Raw genomic sequence first — 19,582 nt, forward strand, 5'->3', positions numbered from 1 at the left:
TGAAAAGAATCACTCCAGAAACGTTTCCTTGCGCAATTTCTGCCCCACATAAATTCTATCCTGCTTTCTTTCAAATCTACTTGGTTCTTTGGTATACTGGGGATAGTTTAATTAGTGAGGGGTTTTTGTTATGAACTTTACCCGCTTTGCTCGCTTGACGCAGCGCAGGAGCAAGACGTTTATTTCCCAGAATGTATCTTCAATCCAAGTGATTGTTTTTTATTATATCGTGATGACGGTGGTCTCTTTGGGGCTTTTTTCACTTCCCTTCTTTCGGGAACCGGGCTCTCATGTCGCGTTTATCGATCTGTTCTTTATGGCGGTCAGCACGGTCAGTGTCACAGGGTTGACTACCTTCCCGATCAATGACGTATTTAACGACCGCGGGGTCATTTTATTGGAAGTCCTCTTTCAAGTTGGTGGTTTAGGGATCATGATGATCTCGACCTTTTTTGCGATCGTTTCACGGCGCAAAATCAGTTTAAAGCAGCGCCAATTGATCATGACAGATATGAACCAGCCAAAGCTTAGCGGGATCGTTCGGATGATTCGAACGACGTTTACCATCATTTTAGTTTGTCAGTTGGTAGCAGGTACGATCTTCGCTGTTTATTTTCATCTTTACGGGTATTATGACAATTGGCGTGACGCGATCTTTTATGGGTTTTATCAAGCGATCTCTGCTGTGACCAACTCAGGGTTTGATGTGACGGGCAATTCCATCTTGCCGTTTTCCCATGATTATTTCTTCCTGACGTGTATCATGATTTTGATTTTTATCGGGGGGATCGGATTTCCAGTGATCATGGACTTTCGGGAATGGGTCCTTTTTAAAATGAAAAAACAACGCCGCCGCTTGCCGTTTCGCTTTTCTTTATTCACAAAAATTGCTGTTTTGGCTTTCGTGATCCTCTTTGTCGGCGGTACATTAGCGATCTTTTTCCTTGAGAAAGATTATTTATTCAAAGATTACAGCTTTAGTGGTATGTGGATGAACAGCATGTTTTATTCCATGACAACGCGGAATGCTGGCCTGCAGATCCATGACTTAGGCAACTTCCAAACCACGACGTTGATCGTTTTCTCCTTGCTGATGTTTATTGGTTGTAGTCCCAGCTCTGTTGGTGGGGGGATTCGGACGACGACCATTGCCATCATTGGGCTGTACCTCTATGCCTTCTTGAAAAGTGAGGACAATATCAATATCTTCGGTCGCCGGATCGATCAAGATGACGTCCGTAAATCAGTGGTGGTCTTCATGCTTTCGATGGGCATGTGCTTCTTTTGTGTCTTATTCTTGACCGCCATCGAGGATATCCCTTTGATCGCCATCATTGTTGAAGTTTCCTCGGCCTTTGGAACCACAGGGCTTTCTTTAGGAATCACGGGCGATTTATCAACCATCGGCAAACTCGTGATTGCTCTTTTGATGTTTATCGGCCGTGTCGGTATGCTGTACACCTTGATGTTATTCGTACCAAAAGAAACACGTGACTTAGGCTACGAGTACCCAACGGAAAAAATCATTATCGGTTAAAACAGCAAACCTGGCAGAAGGTTTGCTGTTTTGCTTTTCAAGCCTTTGATCATCGCAAGTAAAAGAGCCATTTATCAGAATGGTCTTTGTAGAAATTTAAAGAATCGCAAAAGCAATTTAACCTTTTTCTTGGTATATGGTATGATAAATTGAATTTGCACAACGAAAGCATTCGCTCTAATGGAGGGTTACATTATGGGAATACGAAGTCATCTGGCTGTTTCAGTCGGTAAGACCTCTCAATGGGTATTAAAGAACTTTTTCAAAGGTGGCTCAAGCCTGCCTGGTAAATTAGCATTAAAAGTTGATCCACATATATTAGATCATTTGGCGAAAGATTACCAAGTCGTCGTGATTACAGGCACCAACGGCAAAACATTGACGACTGCCTTGACTGTCAATATTTTGCGCCAAGAATTTGATGAAGTATTAACGAACCCCACCGGTGCCAATATGGTCCAAGGGATCGTTTCAACCTTTCTATCGGCACGCCCTAAAAAAGGCAAAAAATTTGCGGTTTTAGAAATCGATGAAGCCAGTCTCAGCAAAGTAACGAAGTACATCAAACCGGAATTGTTCGTTTTCACCAATATTTTCCGCGATCAAATGGACCGTTATGGCGAGATCTATACGACCTATAAAATGATCGTTGAAGGTGCCGCAAACTCACCGGAAGCAACGATCCTCTGCAATGGGGATTCGCCACTGTTCAATTCGGTGGCAACTGTCAATCCGCGGAAATACTATGGATTTGATCATTTGCCAGATGAAGAGCAGATGGCCCATTACAATACGGATGGCGTGTTGTGTCCTGAGTGTCATCACATTTTGCATTATAGAATGATCACCTATGCCAATCTTGGGAAATACTACTGCCCAAATTGCGGCTTCCATCGACCAGAATTGGATTATAAACTGACGGAAATGACTGCAATGGACAACACCTCTGCTGATTTTGTGATCGATGGCAATGACTATCGCATCGAAGTTGGTGGGATGTACAATGTCTACAATGCGCTGGCGGCAACTGCGGTTGCGGAATATTATGGCGTAGCACCTGCAAAAATCAAATCTGGTTTGGCCTATGACGAAAAAGTCTTTGGCCGCCAAGAAGCGATCCGCATCGGGGACAAAGAATGTACGTTAGTTTTAGTTAAAAACCCTGTTGGTTTGAACCAAGTCATCGATATGATCGGCCTGTCGCCCTATCCTTTCTCACTAGTCAGCTTGTTGAATGCCAACTACGCAGATGGGATCGACGTCAGCTGGATTTGGGATGGCGACCATGAAGCGTTTGCCGATATGGGGATTCCTCAAGTGATCGCTGGTGGTGATCGTCACAAAGATATGGCGTTGCGGTTAAAAGTTGCGGGGATCCCTGAAGAGAAAATCATTGAAACCCCTGAACTTGATGACGTCATCAAGCAAATTGCAGACTTACCAACAGAAAAAGTCTATATTTTAGCGACTTACACTGCAGTCCTGCAGCTACGCAAAAAGCTTGCGGAAAAAGGCTATATCAAAGGAGGAATGAGTCGTGACTAAGTATCAACTGAATGTTGCCCACTTGTATGGAAATCTTTTGAATACTTACGGCGACAACGGCAATCTCTTGATGTTGCGCTACGTGGCCGAAAAACTAGGCGTGACCTTCAACGCAGAAGTCGTCAGCATTCACGAGCCCTTCGATCCTGAAAAATATGATCTCGTCTTCTTCGGTGGCGGACAAGATTTTGAACAAGTGATCGTTTCACAAGATATCCAATCAAAAAAAGAAGCCCTGACCAGCTATATCGAAAATGATGGCGTGATGCTGGCAATTTGCGGCGGCTATCAATTGCTGGGTCATTACTACATCGGTGCCAACGGCGAGAAAATCAAGGGGATCGGTGCCTTGGATCATTACACCTTAAGCCAAGAAAACAACCGGTTCATCGGTGACATCGTGATCCACAATGAAGAATTCGATGAGACCTATTATGGCTTTGAAAACCATAATGGCCGTACTTTCTTAGGTAAAGGGGAAAAACCATTGGGGAAAGTCATCCAAGGACAAGGAAACAATGGCGAAGACCAAACCGAAGGTGTGGTTTACCGCAATGTGTTCGGCTCTTACTTCCACGGACCGCTTCTCGCAAGAAATGAGCATTTGGCAGAGCGCTTGATCCGCACCGCCCTTGCCAATCGTTATGGCAACGTCGAAATTTAAATACACGTACTTAGCAAACAAACCTGTTTTTCGCAGGTTTGTTTTTTTATGGGAAATTTCCCCGCAGTTGCTACCTTTTCTCTTTGTTTGCTTCTACGTTCCTATGCCGCCTCACTTTATTGTAACCGCTATCTTTCTTTTCTATACTGAGATTGTAGTAAAAATTGAAAGGAGATGTTAAGAAATTATGATGGAAAAAGTTCAGCGGTTTGGCGGTGCGATGTTTACCCCGGTCCTCTTGTTTTCATTTTCGGGGATCATGGTCGCGCTGTGTATTATCTTTAAAAATCCGATGCTTGTGGGGAGCATCGCCACTGAAGGCTCTACTTGGTTCAACATTTGGACGATCATTGAAAACGGTGCATGGACGGTCTTCAACCAAATGGAATTACTATTTGTTATTGGATTACCGATCGGTCTCGCAAAAAAAGCCAATGCGCGAGCGGCAATGGAAGCCTTTGTCGTCTATATTACTTGTAATTATTTTATTTCTGGCATGATCGAGTACTTTGGTCACTTCTTCGGTGTCAACTTTGCAGCTGATCCCGGCGGTGAGAGTGGCTTGAAAATGATCGCCGGCATCAAAACATTAGATACTGGTATTATCGGAGCAATTTTTATTTCGGCGATCGTCGTCTATCTTCACAACAAGTTTTTCGATACGAAGCTGCCTGATTTTCTCGGAATCTTCCAAGGCTCTTCCTTTGTCGTGATCCTTGGATTCTTTTTGATGTTGCCAGTCGCTTTCTTGATTGCATTGATTTGGCCGAAAGTCCAAGCTGGCATTGGGTCCATGCAAGGGTTTCTAGCAAGTGCTGGGGTCTTTGGGGTCTGGCTCTATACTTTCTTAGAGCGAATATTGATCCCCACAGGTCTCCATCATTTCGTGTATACCCCCTTTGTTTTTGGTCCTGCTGTCGTCGAAGAAGGAATCTCCAAATACTGGATGGCACATTTACAAGAATTTGCCCAATCCACCAGACCATTGAAAGAGCTTTTCCCTGAAGGGGGCTTTGCTTTACATGGCAATTCTAAGATCTTTGCTGCACCGGGGATCGCTGCTGCTTTTTATTTCACAGCCAAGCCTGAGAATAAAAAGAAAGTATTAGCGATTTTGATCCCTGCCACTTTAACTGCCGTTTTAGCTGGTATCACTGAGCCATTGGAATTCACCTTCCTCTTTATCTCACCACCCCTCTTTGCGGTGCACGCTGTTTTAGCAGCGACCATGGCGGCAACGATGTTTGCCTTCGGGGTCGTTGGAGATATGGGGGGCGGCTTGATCGATCTGTTAGCGAAGGTCTGGATTCCGCTATTTCAAAATCATCGCAGTATGATCTTCACGCAGTTGGTGATTGGGTTAGCCTTTACTGCGCTTTATTTCCTTGTTTTCCGCTTCTTGATCCTCAAATTTAAGTTAGCCACACCAGGACGGGAAGAAAACAATAGCGAAGTCAAACTATACACCAAAAAAGATTACAAAGAAAAACAAGCCAACACTGGAACTCCAGTGATTGCCGGTGCCAATCGCTACACCGAACAAGCCGCAGTCTACTTAGAAGGGTTTGGCGGTCGCGACAATATCGATAAAGTCACTAATTGTGCCACTCGCCTAAGAATCACCGTCAAAGATCAAGACCAAGTGCTGCCAGATGACATCTTTAAAGGCGCTGGTGCCCATGGCGTCGTTCGCAACGGCAACGCCTTCCAAGTGATCGTTGGCCTGGATGTGCCACAAGTGAGAGAACAATTCGAAAAATTATTAGCTGTATCAGACTAAGGAGGAAACAAAAATGAAAAAATTTTCAATCGTGATCGCTGGAGGCGGCAGTACCTTTACCCCTGGAATCGTCTTGATGCTTTTAGAACACTTGGATCGTTTCCCGATTCGCCAAATCAAGTTTTACGACAATTTGGAAGAACGACAAGAAAAAGTGGCACAAGCTTGCGAGATTTTATTGAAAGAACGCGCACCCGAAATCAGCTTTTTAGCAACCACTGATCCCGAAACCGCGTTTCAGGATGTCGATTTTGTGATGGCGCATATCCGAGTTGGCTTGTATGCGATGCGCGAAAAGGATGAAAAAATCCCTTTGAAATATGGTGTGGTCGGCCAAGAAACTTGTGGTCCTGGCGGGATCGCTTATGGGATGCGTTCTATCGGCGGTGTATTGGAGTTAGTCGATTATATGGAAAAATATTCCCCTGATGCGTGGATGTTGAATTATTCCAATCCTGCAGCGATCGTCGCAGAAGCGACTCGTAAATTGCGCCCTGATGCTAAGATCATTAATATTTGTGATATGCCAGTGGGAATCGAAGAACGGATGGCGCAAGCGATCGGTTTAGCTTCTCGCAAAGAATTGGTCGTTCGCTATTATGGCTTGAATCACTTTGGCTGGTGGACAGATATACGAGACAAAGCTGGCAATGACTTGCTGCCGCAGATCCAAGCGCATGTAGCAAAATACGGCTATTCATTGCCAGAAGAAATCGAAGCGAGCCAACATGCTGATGCCAGCTGGATGCACACCTTTGCCAAAGCAAAAGAAGTGTACGAGGTTGATCCATCCACTTTGCCAAATACCTACTTGAAGTATTACTTTTTCCCTCAAGATGAAGTGGCGCACACCAACCCATCTTTTACACGGGCAAATGAAGTCATGGCTGGCCGCGAAAAACACGTCTTTGGTGAATGCCAACGCATCGTAGAAAACCAGACAGCGACTGACACCACGCTTGAAGTGGATGAACACGCCAGCTACATTGTTGACCTTGCACGAGCGATTGCTTATAACACGCAAGAACGAATGCTGTTGATCGTGCCTAACGAAGGAGCGATCGTCAACTTTGATGAACAGGCAATGGTGGAAGTGCCTTGTATCGTCGGCAGTAACGGGGCAGAACCAATCACACAAGGCAAGATCCCTCGCTTCCAAAAAGGATTGATGGAACAACAAGTCGCCGTAGAAAAATTAGTCGTGGAAGCTTGGGCAGAGGGTTCTTACCAGAAGCTGTGGCAAGCACTGATTCTTTCAAAAGTGGTCCCAAATGCCCGTGTAGCCAAAGAATTACTCGATGAATTGATCGAAGCAAATCAAGCCTTTTGGCCAGAATTACACTAGCCAGCGTTCTTCGCCTCCCCTCCTGGCTTTTCAGCTATACTTAATCAATAAGGAGGGGTTTTTGTGAAATTACAGTATTTGATTCAACAGCACCAAGCAGAGTTAAGTGAACTTGATCGTGGCATTCTGAACTATATTCTTTCCCACGGCGATACCGTTCTATCTATGGGGATCGTCGAGCTATCCGAGCAGGTTCACGTCTCAAAGTCTTCTATTTTACGGTTGACGAAAAAACTTGGTTTTTCTGGCTATTCCGAGTTCAAATATTTTCTACGGCATCAGCAAGAACAGGCAACAACGATTTCGCAGCAAAAAACGATTTTTGAAAAGCAACAAGAGGATATTTTCGCCACCCTAAACTATGTAAAAACAGTAGACTTAGCTGCCCTCAACCGCTTGTTTGACCGCAGCAAAACCATCTACTGCTATCCAACTGGGTTTTCCCAAAAGAAAGCACTGGAGGAGTTTTCCAAAATGATGCTTTCTATGGAAAAACGAGTGATCGTATTGCCGAACAAAACGGAATTTGATATGGTCATGCCGATGATCACTGCCGAAGATTGTGTGATCATCGCCTCACTCAGCGGCGAAACAGAAAACGTCAAAGAGAATCTGACGACTTTTGCGATTCGTCAGATTCCCGTTTTGACATTGAGTGCGCCAGGAGATAATTATTTTGCTCGCCATTCAACGTTTCACCTGACCTATTATTGCGATTTTTTTCAAATCGGTCGCAAGAAAATCCCTAGCCAGTCTTTGATTGGACTGAGCTGCTTGATTGATTATTTGATCCGTTCCTATGGACTATTCACTTTACAGGAGGGCAACCATGACTAAACGAAAATGGGCGTTTCCATTGATTTTACTGAGTTATTGGCTTTTGATCGCCGGTGCTTACTATCTTTATCTTTCCTTGACTGCCTTCAACCATGGGATGACCTTTGCCCAGTACCTTAGCTCGCAACCGTTAGCCGCTTTAGGGGTCTTGTTAAGTAGTCTCCTTTTGCTGCAAGGGGCTTGCCTGTACTTTATTCAACGGTTTTCCATGAGTAAAAAAGGCCTTTTGGGACAGTATTTATTTCTGATCTTCTTTCAACAGTTGCTGACAGCGAATGTCATCGGCGCAGGACTCGTCTTTTTTACAAGAAGAAGTCTTTCGAGTCAGGAGGAAACCGCAACGTGGGGCGAAAAGAGTTTTACCTATGGGGCATTAGCATTCATTCTTTTATTGAGTTTATTATTTTTCCTCCTTGTTCGTTCAGCGATTTAACTTCCCCAAAAAGAAAAGCAGTGCCAACCGGCACTGCTTTTTGCTGTCGCTCATGTTAGTTTGGATCTGTTTTTGAAGCAAAAACCACTTTGATTCCAAAGTGATCGCTGACGATTGGAGTACGCGTTCCGTCAAAAACGACTTCATATTCCGTTGCTTGCAGGTCATTAGATGCAAAAACATAATCAATCCGCAATGCTTCTCGATTGTCTTGCCAACCATCAATGGCTTTAACGACAGAGGCTTCCCCGGTCGTTTCAGCAGCCGTTAAAAAGCTGTCTTGCAGCTGTAAGGAGCTGTCAAGGACGAGTTGATGACCAGAACTGGCCGCATCGTTGTTGAAATCTCCTAAGATCAATAAGGTATCTGCCCGTTCTGCTAAAAATGCTTCTGTCTGTTGCCACTCGTAGGCAAATTTACCGTCTTGCCACCAAGAAAAGTGACAACTAACGACTTGTACGATCTGCCCATCGGCTTCAGTCACGCCGCTCAGGTTTTTGCGCGTGGTATGATCCCAGACATCCGTGGCTTGTGAAGCCAGATATTCTTTGGCAATGATGGGCTGTTTGGACAATAAGGCATTGCCTTCGTGGTAAATGTCATAGCCTACGTGACTGTAGGTCCATGACCAATAGTAGTCACAGTCTAACAGTTGCAGTTCTTCCACTAGGCGTAAAGCAAAATTGTCCTCCTTGATTTCCACCAGCGTATCTGTCGGGCAATAAAGCCCATCAGGAACGATGGTTTGAGCAGCGATCGTTTGGTTGACTTCTTGCAAGGCGATGATGTCATAGTCGCCTGTTGCAATCTCTTGTGCGATCATTTTGCATTTTTCTAGCTGATTTTCTTCTAACCAGCTATGGGTGTTCAATGTTAATACCTTCATGAATAAGGCTCCTTCTCTCGGTTTGCTTGTACGATTCCTTTTAAAAATAAAAGAGAGCGGGTCAACAAAAGAGTCGACCCGCTTGTCATTTTATTATAGTTTTACGATTCCAACAACTGCGGCTGCTTGTTGCTTGCCGATTTGGGTCAATTCAAAGGAATCGATTTGATCGCTGTTGGTCAACACTACAACGATGGTGGTGTCTTTGCCAGCAGCACTTACTGCAGCGAGATTCATCTCCGCTAACTTGTCACCGACCGCCACTTGTTGTCCTTCAGTGACAGCTACCGTAAAGGGTGCACCGTTTAAGTCAACGGTATCTAAGCCCATGTGAACCAATACTTCGATGCCTTCATCAGAAAGCAAGCCGATCGCATGTTTCGTTGGGAAGATGTTGGTGACTTTCCCGCTGATTGGTGCGACAACTGTCGTCTGCTCTGGACGCACGCCATAACCGTCACCCATCATTTTTTCCGCAAACACTTGGTCTTTGACAGAGGTGATCGGCATCACTTCTCCAGTGGCAACGGCAGCTAGTTCAGCTGTCACGCCTTGGCTTTGATGGGTAGTGGTTTCAGCTGGTGCTTGACTAGCAGTCGGTTCGGGAATCGTGACACCAGAATCTAAGATATCTTGAATGTCTGATTTTAAGACATCTGCTTTCGGTCCATAGACTGCTTGCACACCGTTGTCTTTTACGATCAAGCCTAACGCCCCTGCGGCTTTCCACGCTTTTTCATCGCCGACCGCTTCCCGATTTTTCACAGAAACTCGTAAACGGGTCATACATGCATCAACGTCGGAGATATTTTCACGTCCCCCTAATAAATGAATGATTTTCACGACTTGCGAATCTGGGTTCAAGTTGCCATCCGCCGAAGCAGTTGCTGGCGCATCGCTGGCCCCTTCTGTTTCATAGTTGCCGTTTCTACCTGGTGTTGCAAAGTTGAATTTTTTGATCAAGAAGTTTGCCAAGAAATACATCCCGACACCAAAGACGATGGTCACTAACACAAAGTTGATCAAATCTTGTCCTAAGCCGGCATTGATCGCCATTGGGGTACGGGTCAACAACTCGATATTCCCAAAAGAATGGACCCGTAAGTTGACGATATCCGCCATCGCAAACGCCGCCCCTTGTACGACTGCATAAACGATGTAAAGCGGTACGGCAGCAAACATAAACATGAACTCCAACGGTTCTGTTACCCCTGTCAAGAAGACAGCGATGGCAGCTGATAAATACATAGAGGTATATTTGTGCCGTTTGTCCGCATCGACATTGCGGTACATGGCATAAGACAAGCCCATCAAGATCCCAGATGAACCAATCATTTGTCCAACTTTAAAGCGGGCAGGAACAAAGTTTTCCAATAAAAATTGATATTGTGACGTATCGCCAGCATTGCGCATATTCACTAGATCTGTTGCCCAAGCAAGCCATAATGGGTCTTGTCCAAAGACTTGGGTGCCGGCTTGTGCCCCAGAAAGAATTGTGTAGGTTCCACCTAATTCGGTGTAGTTGATCGGGATCGTCAACATATGATGCAGCCCGAATGGTAAGAGCAGCCGCTCCAAGGTTCCAAACAAGAAAGGTGCTAAAACGGGCGCACTTTCTTGTGATTGCGCGATCCATAAACCGAAGTTGTTGATGCCGGCTTGAATGTAAGGCCAAACGATTGATAACACTAATGCGACGACTACTGAACGGGCAATCACCACGAAAGGAACAAAGCGTTTGCCGTTAAAGAAGGAAAGCGCATCCGGTAATTTGCGGAAATTATAGTATTTGTTGTAAGCTGTTGCCCCCACAAAACCGGCGATGATCCCGACAAAGACGCCCATGTTCAAAGCAGGTGCTTCTAATACACTAGTAAAGAAACCGTCGATCATGATCTTTGTCCCAAACAACGTATGGGTAAAGGCGCCTTCTTCGGTTAACATCGCGCTCGTCACGCCAAAGATCGAACCAGTGATCCGGTTGATCAAAATAAAGGCGATCCCGGCAGCAAATGCCCCACCAGCTCGCTCTTTAGCCCAACTACCACCAATAGCTAATGCAAATAATAAATGCAGGTTACCAATAATTGCCCAACCAATGTTTTCAATGACGCCTCCTGTGGTGATCAAGAATGCCCAGTCGGCATTGATCATTGGGATCGTTTTCCCAATACTGATCATCAAACCAGCGGCTGGCATAACAGCGACAACCACCATTAGCGCTTTTCCGAATTTTTGCCAAAATTCGAAGCTCAATAATTTTTTCATCTTCCTTCTTCCTTCCCTGAATCGATTTACGCAATCGGTTTCTTAATAATTTCATTCTAACGGAGAAAAAAGATTTTGTAAACCCAGAAATATCAAAAGGGATTCTATTCGCTTTTCCACCTTTATATAACTGAATCTTTCTTTCTCGATGTTTCCTAATAGGAAATTCTTTAAACGCAACAACTTTCACTTGACGATGCAATCGTTTGCGCTTATGATAGAGATATCAAAAAGATTCTGGAGGGACTTTCATGAAAAAAATCCAACGATTGTTCGAGATCGATCCATGGAAAATCGCGACATCTACCTTAGATAAAGAAAATCGTCGACTGCAAGAGTCGCTAACAAGTATCGGGAATGGCTACATGGGAATGCGCGGCAACTTTGAAGAACAATACAGCGGCGATCATCACTTAGGTACCTATATCGCAGGTGTCTGGTACCCAGACAAAACCCGTGTTGGCTGGTGGAAAAACGGCTATCCTGACTATTTTGGCAAAGTGATCAATGCGGTCAACTTTATTGCAATGGACCTATTTATCAATGACCAATTAGTCGACTTAGCAAAAATCAGCCCAAGTGATTTCCATTTAGAACTAGACATGGAAACTGGGATTTTACGCCGCAACTATACTGTGACTTTAGCAGGTGCAACGGTTAAATTCTCTTTTGAACGCTTCTTGAGCATCGTAAAACGTGAACTTGCCCTCATTAAGATGGATGCTGAGATCATTGAAGGCGACGCTGAGATCAAAGTCATTTCTAAACTAGATAACAACGTCCATAACGAAGACAGCAACTACGACGAACGTTTCTGGGAAGAATTAGCTCATGGCCAAACCGAAACCTTCCATTACTTGACGACTCGGACCGTAGAAAATAATTTTGACATTGAACGCTTTACTGTCACTTCTGCTATGCGTCATAGCCAAACACCGATTGATTCCGTGAAAAGCGAACTTTGCGTCGCTGATACCTTTGCCTTTTCTGGGGCAGCCGGTGACACCTTCTCATTGATCAAAGAAGTCTTGATCGTTACGAGTCGTGATGTTCCCGCTCATGATCATCCAGCAAAAGTCACCGAATTAGGCACTTTATACAAAGCAGATTATGATGCGTTGCGTGCAGAACAAGTCGCTGCTTGGAAAGCCCGCTGGGATTTAGCCGATGTGATCATTGAAGGCGATGCTGCGGCGCAACAAGGGATTCGTTTCAACCTGTTCCAACTGTTTTCAACCTATTATGGCGAAGACGAGCGCTTGAACATCGGACCGAAAGGCTTTACTGGTGAAAAATATGGCGGTGCGACTTACTGGGATACCGAAGCCTATGCAGTCCCATTGTATTTGGCATTAGCAAAACCAGAAGTGACCCGCAACTTGTTGAAATACCGTCACAACCAATTGCCGCAAGCCCATATCAATGCGCAAAAACAAGGCTTAGCAGGTGCCCTTTACCCAATGGTGACCTTCACTGGGATCGAATGCCACAATGAGTGGGAGATCACTTTCGAAGAAATCCACCGAAACGGTGCCATCGCTTATGCCATCTACAACTTTACGAATTATACTGGCGATACAAGTTACCTGAAAAAAGAAGGATTAGAAGTGTTAAGCGCGATTTCACGTTTCTGGGCAGATCGTGTCCACTATTCAAAACGTCAGCAAAAATACATGATCCATGGCGTCACTGGACCAAACGAATACGAAAACAATATCAATAACAACTGGTACACCAATAAAATGGCTACTTGGGTCTTAGCTTATACCTTAGCCAGCTATGAAGCCTTCAAAGACGAAGCGACTGTCACGATCTCAGACGAAGAACAAGCCAAATGGCAAGACATCATCGACAATATGTACTTCCCAGAAGACCAAGAGCTTGGTGTGTTCGTCCAGCATGATACCTTCTTAGACAAAGACTTGATGTCCGTTTCCGATCTTGATCCAAAACACTTGCCGTTAAACCAAAATTGGTCGTGGGATCATATCTTGCGCTCTTGCTTTATCAAGCAAGCCGATGTTTTGCAAGGGATCTACTTCTTCGGCGATCAATTCAGCAAAGAAGAAAAACAACGGAACTTTGATTTCTATGAGCCGATGACAGTGCATGAATCTTCCCTTTCCCCAAGTATTCATGCGATTTTGGCAGCGGAATTAGGTATGGAAGAAAAAGCGTTGGAAATGTATGAGCGGACTGCTCGTCTTGATTTGGACAATTACAACAATGATACCGATGATGGCTTGCACATCACTTCTATGACCGGCAGCTGGTTAGCGATCGTTCAAGGCTTTGCTCAAATGAAAACCGATCACGACCACTTAGGGTTTGCGCCATTCTTACCTAAAACGTGGAGCCGCTATGCCTTCCACATCAACTATCGTGGACGTCTGCTCTTTGTTTCCGTCAATGAGTCAACGGTGACTTTGAAAAAAATCAGCGGTGAGGCATTGCCAATCAAGGTGTATGGCAAAGACTATGTTTTAGAAGACGAAATCAGTACAGCGATCAACTAAACAAGCCTTCTGAAAGAAGAAATGTCTGCATTTCTTCTTTCTTTTGATTGGCTCTACCCTTGTGCCGACACTTTGTGATACTATAAGCTAAAAAAGGAGGGAAATCAGTGAGCATTACGGTCAAAGATGTCGCCAAAAAGGCTGGCGTCGCTACATCCACGGTTTCTCGTGTCGTAAACGATCATCCCAGCATTTCTGAAGATACCAAGAAGAAAGTGCGCAAAGTAATGGCAGAAATGGGCTATGTCCCCAATCTTGCAGCTCGAAATCTCGGCAAACAGATATCCAGTGCCATCGGCGTGATCTTGCCGCCCCTTGATTCGAAAGAACGACTAGGAAACCCCTTTTATTTAGAAACGATCGAAGCCATCAATGAAGAGGCCCGCCATCATCAAATGACGGTTGCCGTTGCCTCCGCCCGTGACTTTGCTACATTACTAAAAAACGTGGAACGGATGCACCTGCAAAAACAAGTAGATGGCTTTATCTTGGTCTATTCCGATGAAAAAGACCCCATCATCGACTATCTGGTCGAAAAAGAAGTCCCTTTTACCTTGATTGGTCAACCATACAGCAATGAAGACAAAATCGTTTTTGTCGATAATGACAACCAGTTGTTAGGCAAGCAAGCAACCGAGCATCTGATCGCCCAAGGGCATACGAAGATTTTATTTGCTACTAATACGACCCATGAAAATCTGTATTTCGAACGTTTTTTCGGCTACCAAAAAGCCATGATGCTGGCAAATCTCCCCTTTTATCCAGCATTGACCTTTGAAAAAGCGGAAGATTACGTCACGTTTGAAGAAACGATCAAAGAATCCCAAGCAACTGCCATCGTCGTGATCGATGATCTGTTCGCTGTGCGGATCATTCAATTAGCGACGATGTATGGCTACAAAGTCCCGGATGACTTATCCATCATCAGTTTCAATAATTCGATCTTTGCTACTTTGACACACCCGTATTTGACTAGTATCGATATCAACGTGTTGTCCTTAGGAAAAATCGCTACCGAACGGCTGATGGCGCAATTGAATCATGAAGATTCAAACGGCGTACAGCTGGTCGTACCACATAAGCTGATCAAACGAGAAACGGTCTTGAACCGCAACCAGTTGAACTGATCCGCTGTGTTTGGTCCACTTCCCCCACACGCAAAAGCACCCGCTGTCCCTAAGGATAGCGGGTGCTTTTCATATTTTTATTTATACTCTTTGCTTTCCAGGCGGAACAATGGACTCATTGGTGTATTTTCGTGAATGCGGCGAACGGCTTCCCCCATCAATTCAGCACAAGAAATGTAGTGCAGTTTTTCTGGATGGCGTTCTTCGCTGGTCCAACAAGAATCGGTGACACAAATCCTTTCAATCGCTGATTGATCCAAAATTTCTTTAGCTGGCGGCGAAAGTAAGGCGTGAGACACACAAGCATACACTTCGCTGGCACCAGCTTCCTTCAACAAGTCTGCCGCTTTTGCCAATGTATGGCCGGTATTTAAAATGTCATCAACTAAAATACATTTTTTCCCAACGACATCACCAATCACATAGCCGCCATCGGCTTCATCTTGATCGACGATCGCGATCGCTGTATCTAAGTATTCTGCCAAACTACGGGTCCGTTGGACACCGCTGTTTTTTGGTGAAACAACGACATAGTCGTCACCAGTCATTTTTTGTTCGCGATAATAATGAGCAAACAATGGGATCGTAAAGAGATTATCCACTGGGATGTCGAAAAACCCTTGAACTTGGACGGCATGCAGATCAAGCGTCAAGATCCGAGAAGCCCCTGCTTCCACCAGCATATTGGCAATCAATTTTGCAGTAATCGGCTCATGCGGGTTGGCGGTTCGGTCTTGCCGCGCATATGCGTAATAAGGCAAAACGACATTGATGGTCTTCGCACTAGCCCGTTTCATCGCATCGATCATGATCAGCAACTCTAAATAATGATCATTGACGGGTTCATTCGTCGATTGAATGATATAAATATGGTCGCCCCGCACACTTTCTTCAATATTGATGGCAATCTCTCCATCACTAAACTGTGTCACTTTTGACTTCCCTAGTTCTGTACCGAAAACTTTCGCAATGTTTTCTGCTAATGGTAAATTTCCATTTAAACTAAAAATTTTCAACGAACTATCTTTATAACTTTCGCCCATGATTGCCTCCAATGAATGTGGTTGTTTTCTTCTATTCTAGCACAAAGTGACTGTTTTTTTAACCGTCTCGTTCAAGGAAGTGTGACGGTACCGTTTACCCAACTGGCGGGAATTACTTTTTTGTAGTTGCCCCAGTTGTCATGAACTTTAAAATAGCGTTCTCCGCTGGCGGTTTCGGCGTAGGCGTAAGCCACGACCCAATGATTGCCATATGTGCTGCCTAAAGGCTTCAAAATACCGATGATCACCGGTTTGCCTTCGTCGATTCGTTTGCACGCTCGATGCCAACCGCCAACAACGGTCGCACGTCCGCGGTAAGGCAATTGGAATTGATCGAAAAACCGAGTCAAACCATGACTGACTTGCCAAGCGATCGTCGGCAACCCATGAGGCTGAATCAGCACACGCAGCATTTCCGTCACTACTGTCAGATCCCGCTGTTTTTTTCGGCGAAACGCTTTCGGGATGATCGTTTCATCGATGTAATCTTGATAGTAGGCCAAAAAGACGGCTGCCGCATAGGTGCCGCATAAATACCCTGAAGGAGTGACCCACTGCTTATACGGACGAAACCGCTCTTCGGCGATCCCTTTCCACTCTACTTGTTCCATCTCGTTCACCTGCCTTTTTTCTTATTATACCTTAGATTCTCCTCCTACTTGGATCAAAACCCTTTTTCGTCTAGAAAACTTTTCTTTGCGTCCTTACAGATTTTGTTTCATAATAGTAGAAAGCGAGAGGAGCGAAAGACATGACAACCTTGTTAAAAGATGATTTTTATGACTATGTAAATGGCGAGTGGCTGGAGACCGCTGTTATTCCAGCAGATAAACCCGCTACGGGTGGATTCCAAGATCTCGTTGACGGAATCGATTCCTTAATGATCGCAGAATTTGAAAATATGGCACACGATCCCCATGCTACGCCAAAAGGCCGCATGAAGGATGCTGTGGCTTTTTACCGCTTAGCCAGCGATTTTGCCCAACGAGAGGCAGCTGGCGCTACTGAAGCAAATGCACTATTAGCAAAAATCGAAGCGTTGCGTTCTTATGAGGAATTGAATCAGCAACTGGCAAGTTTCGTTTTAGAGGGCATTGCCTTGCCTTTCCAACTGGATGTCGATGCAGACATGAAAAATGCGCAAATGAATACTTTGTCGGTCTATCCGCCTGCTACTATTTTGCCGGATAAAACCTATTACACAGAAAATCCCCAAGCAGGCGAAATGCTGCAAGTCTACTTTGAGATGGCCGTCAACGTTTTAGTTGCTTACGGAAAAGACCAAGCAGAAGCGGAATCGATGGTAGAGCAAGCGATCGCATTTGATAAATTGATCGCCCCTCATGTCCGCAGTGCGGAAGAAAGTGCGGATTATAGTAAAAACTACAATCCTCGCTCCTTGGAGGAATTTGCAAAGCAAGCTAGCAAGATCGATTTTACACAACTCTTGACAGCCCTTTTACCAGGTACACCAGAAGAGCTGATCGTAACGGAACCCGCTTACTTTGAAGCCTTTGACATTATTGTTTCTGATAGCCATTTTGAACTCTTGAAAGGCTGGATGATCGTCAACCAAAGCTTGCGCTATACTAGCTATCTGAGTGAAGAATTGCGTCAGTTAGGCGGAACCTACAGTCGCTACTTATCAGGGATCGATGAAGCGGCTCCCCAACAAAAAGCGGCTTATTACTTAACGATGGGTCATTTTAGTCAAGTGATCGGTGATTATTATGGACGCAAGTACTTTGGGGAAATGGCGAAAAAAGACGTCAAACACATGGTGGAAACAATGATTGCTGTCTACCAAGATCGTTTGCGCAACAACACGTGGTTAAGTGAAGAAACCCGCCAAAAAGCGATTATCAAATTGAATCGTTTAGGCATCCATGTCGGGTACCCTGATCAAGTTCCTGCTATTTATGATCAATTGCATACCGATGAAGAGAAAAGTCTGTTGGCAAATGCCCTTCATTTCAATCGTTTGTTCCGAGAAGATACCTTCAAAAAATGGCAGCAGCCCGTGGATCGCGAGGAATGGGAAATGTCCGCCGCTACCGTGAATGCCTACTATCACCCATTTAAGAACGTGATCGTTTTCCCAGCCGCAATCTTACAAGCGCCCTTTTATAGTTTGGAACAATCCACCAGCGCAAATTATGGGGGGATCGGCGCGGTCATTGCTCATGAGATCTCCCACGCCTTTGACAACAACGGGGCAAAATTTGATGAATATGGTAATTTAAACAATTGGTGGACAGAAGAAGATTTGGCACACTTTGAACGCTTAGCTCAAGCGATGATCGACGAGTTTGATGGCCTGCCATTTGCCGGCGGTACCGTCAACGGAACATTGACTGTTTCTGAAAACATCGCCGATGCAGGCGGACTAAGCTGTGCGCTAGAAGCAGCGCAAAAAGAAAGCGATGTTTCTTTAACAGACTTCTTCACCAATTGGGCGAAGATTTGGCGTACAAAAGCCAAAGAACAATACCAACAGCTCTTACTGGCGATCGATGTCCACGGACCAGCGAAACTACGGGCCAATATCCAAGTCCAAAACATCGATGAATTCTATACCACCTTTGATATCAAACCTGGTGACCCTATGTATCGTGCACCAGAAGATCGTGTGCAGATTTGGTAAACAAAAGCGCAAGCAGATTTTTCTGCTTGCGCTTTTTCTTCGCCAATTGTTTATTTCTGTAAAGCTTTTTTCATCATACTAATCACAGAATCGAATTGAGAATGCTCATTGACGACTTGATCGGCTTTTTGTCGATTGGGGCGGTCTTTTAGAAAGTCGAAGATTTGGTTTTCATTCTGGATTCCTAGTTTAGCCATAAACTCATCCAAGTTCTGAAAATCTGTATACTTTTGTAAGAAGTCATTGTTCAACAACGCCTTCACATCAAGATTCCCTTTTTGATACGCTTGATAAAGGCTAGTCAGTTCACTGAAACTGAAATTTGCTTTTAATTGATCCATCCATCCCATTTATGCTTCCTCCTTCGCAGAAATGATTTTCGCACCAAGGGTATTTTCAAAATGGCGTAGTGCCCATTCATGTCCGACCGCGTCAAAGCTGGCAACGGTATCTGCATCGATCACCAGTTGGTAGCCTAAATTATAGGCATCCACTGCTGTATGCAAGACACAGATGTCGGTACAAACGCCGGTCAGGTACAATTCCGTGATCCCTCTTTCCCGGAGTCGGATGTCCAAGTCGGTACCACTAAACGCTGAGTAATGGCGCTTGTCGATCCAATAGACATTTGGCGCTTCCTGATAGGTTTCATAAAGCGGGGCTAAACGACCATAAAGATGTCGCCCCGCACTGCCCGCAAGATTGTGGGGTGGGAACAAGCGGTTTTCAGGATGATAGTTGTCTGTTTCCTCATGACGATCAATGGCAAAAACGACATACTCACCGGCTTCGATAAAGGCTTGCGTCCGAGCCACTAAGGCAGCTTCAATCGCTTGCCCAGCAGCACCCGTCGTCAATCGTCCCTCATCTGCAACAAAATCAAACGTATAATCAATGGATAGTAATGCTCTCATGCTTCCTTCCTCCTCTTACGGATCGGCTCTCCTGTTTTTTAAG

General features: G+C 44.8%; 16 protein-coding genes. 10 read left to right on the top strand and 6 right to left on the bottom strand.

Annotated elements, in window-relative coordinates; all coding sequences use genetic code 11:
- Positions 1-130: 130 nt before the first annotated feature.
- The 7 genes from IGI92_RS14505 (at position 131) to IGI92_RS14535 (ending at position 8,141) form a co-directional block, all read left to right on the top strand.
- Positions 131-1,537 (top strand): TrkH family potassium uptake protein, encoded by a 1,407-nt coding sequence (locus IGI92_RS14505; protein WP_008379338.1) that lies wholly within the window; start codon positions 131-133, stop codon positions 1,535-1,537.
- Between the two features lie 195 nt (positions 1,538-1,732).
- The gene (locus tag IGI92_RS14510; protein ID WP_301388103.1) at positions 1,733-3,082 is read left to right on the top strand and encodes a Mur ligase family protein; all 1,350 of its coding nucleotides are present in this window, start codon (positions 1,733-1,735) and stop codon (positions 3,080-3,082) included.
- The gene (locus tag IGI92_RS14515) at positions 3,075-3,746 is read left to right on the top strand and encodes a type 1 glutamine amidotransferase (RefSeq protein ID WP_005233555.1); all 672 of its coding nucleotides are present in this window, start codon (positions 3,075-3,077) and stop codon (positions 3,744-3,746) included. The genes IGI92_RS14510 and IGI92_RS14515 overlap by 8 nt, the downstream gene beginning before the upstream one ends.
- Positions 3,747-3,933: 187 nt before the next feature.
- Positions 3,934-5,526, top strand: a complete 1,593-nt coding sequence (locus tag IGI92_RS14520) for an alpha-glucoside-specific PTS transporter subunit IIBC (protein WP_005233553.1) — start codon at positions 3,934-3,936, stop codon at positions 5,524-5,526.
- A 13-nt stretch (positions 5,527-5,539) separates the two neighbouring features.
- Entirely contained in the window at positions 5,540-6,871 is a 1,332-nt protein-coding gene (locus tag IGI92_RS14525) for a 6-phospho-alpha-glucosidase (RefSeq protein WP_008379332.1), read from the top strand.
- 63 nt (positions 6,872-6,934) lie between these two features.
- Entirely contained in the window at positions 6,935-7,708 is a 774-nt protein-coding gene (locus IGI92_RS14530; RefSeq protein WP_016621937.1) for a MurR/RpiR family transcriptional regulator, read from the top strand.
- Complete coding sequence (locus IGI92_RS14535; protein ID WP_301388108.1) at positions 7,701-8,141, top strand: hypothetical protein; 441 nt, start codon at positions 7,701-7,703, stop codon at positions 8,139-8,141. The genes IGI92_RS14530 and IGI92_RS14535 overlap by 8 nt, the downstream gene beginning before the upstream one ends.
- 55 nt (positions 8,142-8,196) lie before the next feature.
- On the opposite strand, the gene IGI92_RS14540 is transcribed toward IGI92_RS14535, so the two are convergent.
- Complete coding sequence (locus tag IGI92_RS14540; protein ID WP_086316619.1) at positions 8,197-9,027, bottom strand: endonuclease/exonuclease/phosphatase family protein; 831 nt, start codon at positions 9,025-9,027, stop codon at positions 8,197-8,199.
- A 93-nt stretch (positions 9,028-9,120) separates the two neighbouring features.
- Complete coding sequence (locus IGI92_RS14545; RefSeq protein ID WP_400449949.1) at positions 9,121-11,295, bottom strand: PTS transporter subunit IIBC; 2,175 nt, start codon at positions 11,293-11,295, stop codon at positions 9,121-9,123.
- Between the two features lie 251 nt (positions 11,296-11,546).
- Here IGI92_RS14545 and IGI92_RS14550 point away from each other — a divergent pair, with 251 nt between their 5' ends.
- On the top strand, positions 11,547-13,811 hold the full coding sequence (locus IGI92_RS14550) for a glycoside hydrolase family 65 protein (protein ID WP_301388112.1): 2,265 nt from the start codon (positions 11,547-11,549) through the stop codon (positions 13,809-13,811).
- A gap of 107 nt (positions 13,812-13,918) precedes the next feature.
- Positions 13,919-14,938, top strand: coding sequence for a LacI family DNA-binding transcriptional regulator (locus tag IGI92_RS14555; protein ID WP_005227844.1), 1,020 nt, complete (start codon positions 13,919-13,921; stop codon positions 14,936-14,938).
- Between the two features lie 77 nt (positions 14,939-15,015).
- Here IGI92_RS14555 and IGI92_RS14560 read toward each other — a convergent pair whose 3' ends face one another.
- Entirely contained in the window at positions 15,016-15,981 is a 966-nt protein-coding gene (locus IGI92_RS14560) for a ribose-phosphate diphosphokinase (RefSeq protein ID WP_005233536.1), read from the bottom strand.
- Positions 15,982-16,052: 71 nt separating this feature from the next.
- Positions 16,053-16,592, bottom strand: coding sequence for a C39 family peptidase (locus IGI92_RS14565; RefSeq protein WP_005233534.1), 540 nt, complete (start codon positions 16,590-16,592; stop codon positions 16,053-16,055).
- Between the two features lie 140 nt (positions 16,593-16,732).
- Between IGI92_RS14565 and IGI92_RS14570 the strand changes: the two genes are divergently transcribed.
- Positions 16,733-18,625 (top strand): M13 family metallopeptidase, encoded by a 1,893-nt coding sequence (locus IGI92_RS14570; protein WP_074536170.1) that lies wholly within the window; start codon positions 16,733-16,735, stop codon positions 18,623-18,625.
- Positions 18,626-18,675: 50 nt separating this feature from the next.
- Here the strand turns inward: IGI92_RS14570 and IGI92_RS14575 are convergent, their stop codons facing one another.
- Positions 18,676-18,975 carry a hypothetical protein gene (locus tag IGI92_RS14575; RefSeq protein ID WP_008379310.1) on the bottom strand — a complete coding sequence of 100 codons (300 nt, stop codon included), beginning with the start codon at positions 18,973-18,975 and terminating at the stop codon, positions 18,676-18,678.
- Positions 18,976-19,539 carry a cysteine hydrolase family protein gene (locus IGI92_RS14580; protein ID WP_008379309.1) on the bottom strand — a complete coding sequence of 188 codons (564 nt, stop codon included), beginning with the start codon at positions 19,537-19,539 and terminating at the stop codon, positions 18,976-18,978. It lies immediately after the preceding gene.
- Positions 19,540-19,582 lie beyond the last annotated feature (43 nt).

It is taken from the genome of Enterococcus sp. DIV2379, from assembly GCF_050542965.1.
In the GTDB taxonomy this organism is placed as follows: domain Bacteria; phylum Bacillota; class Bacilli; order Lactobacillales; family Enterococcaceae; genus Enterococcus_D; species Enterococcus_D entomosocium.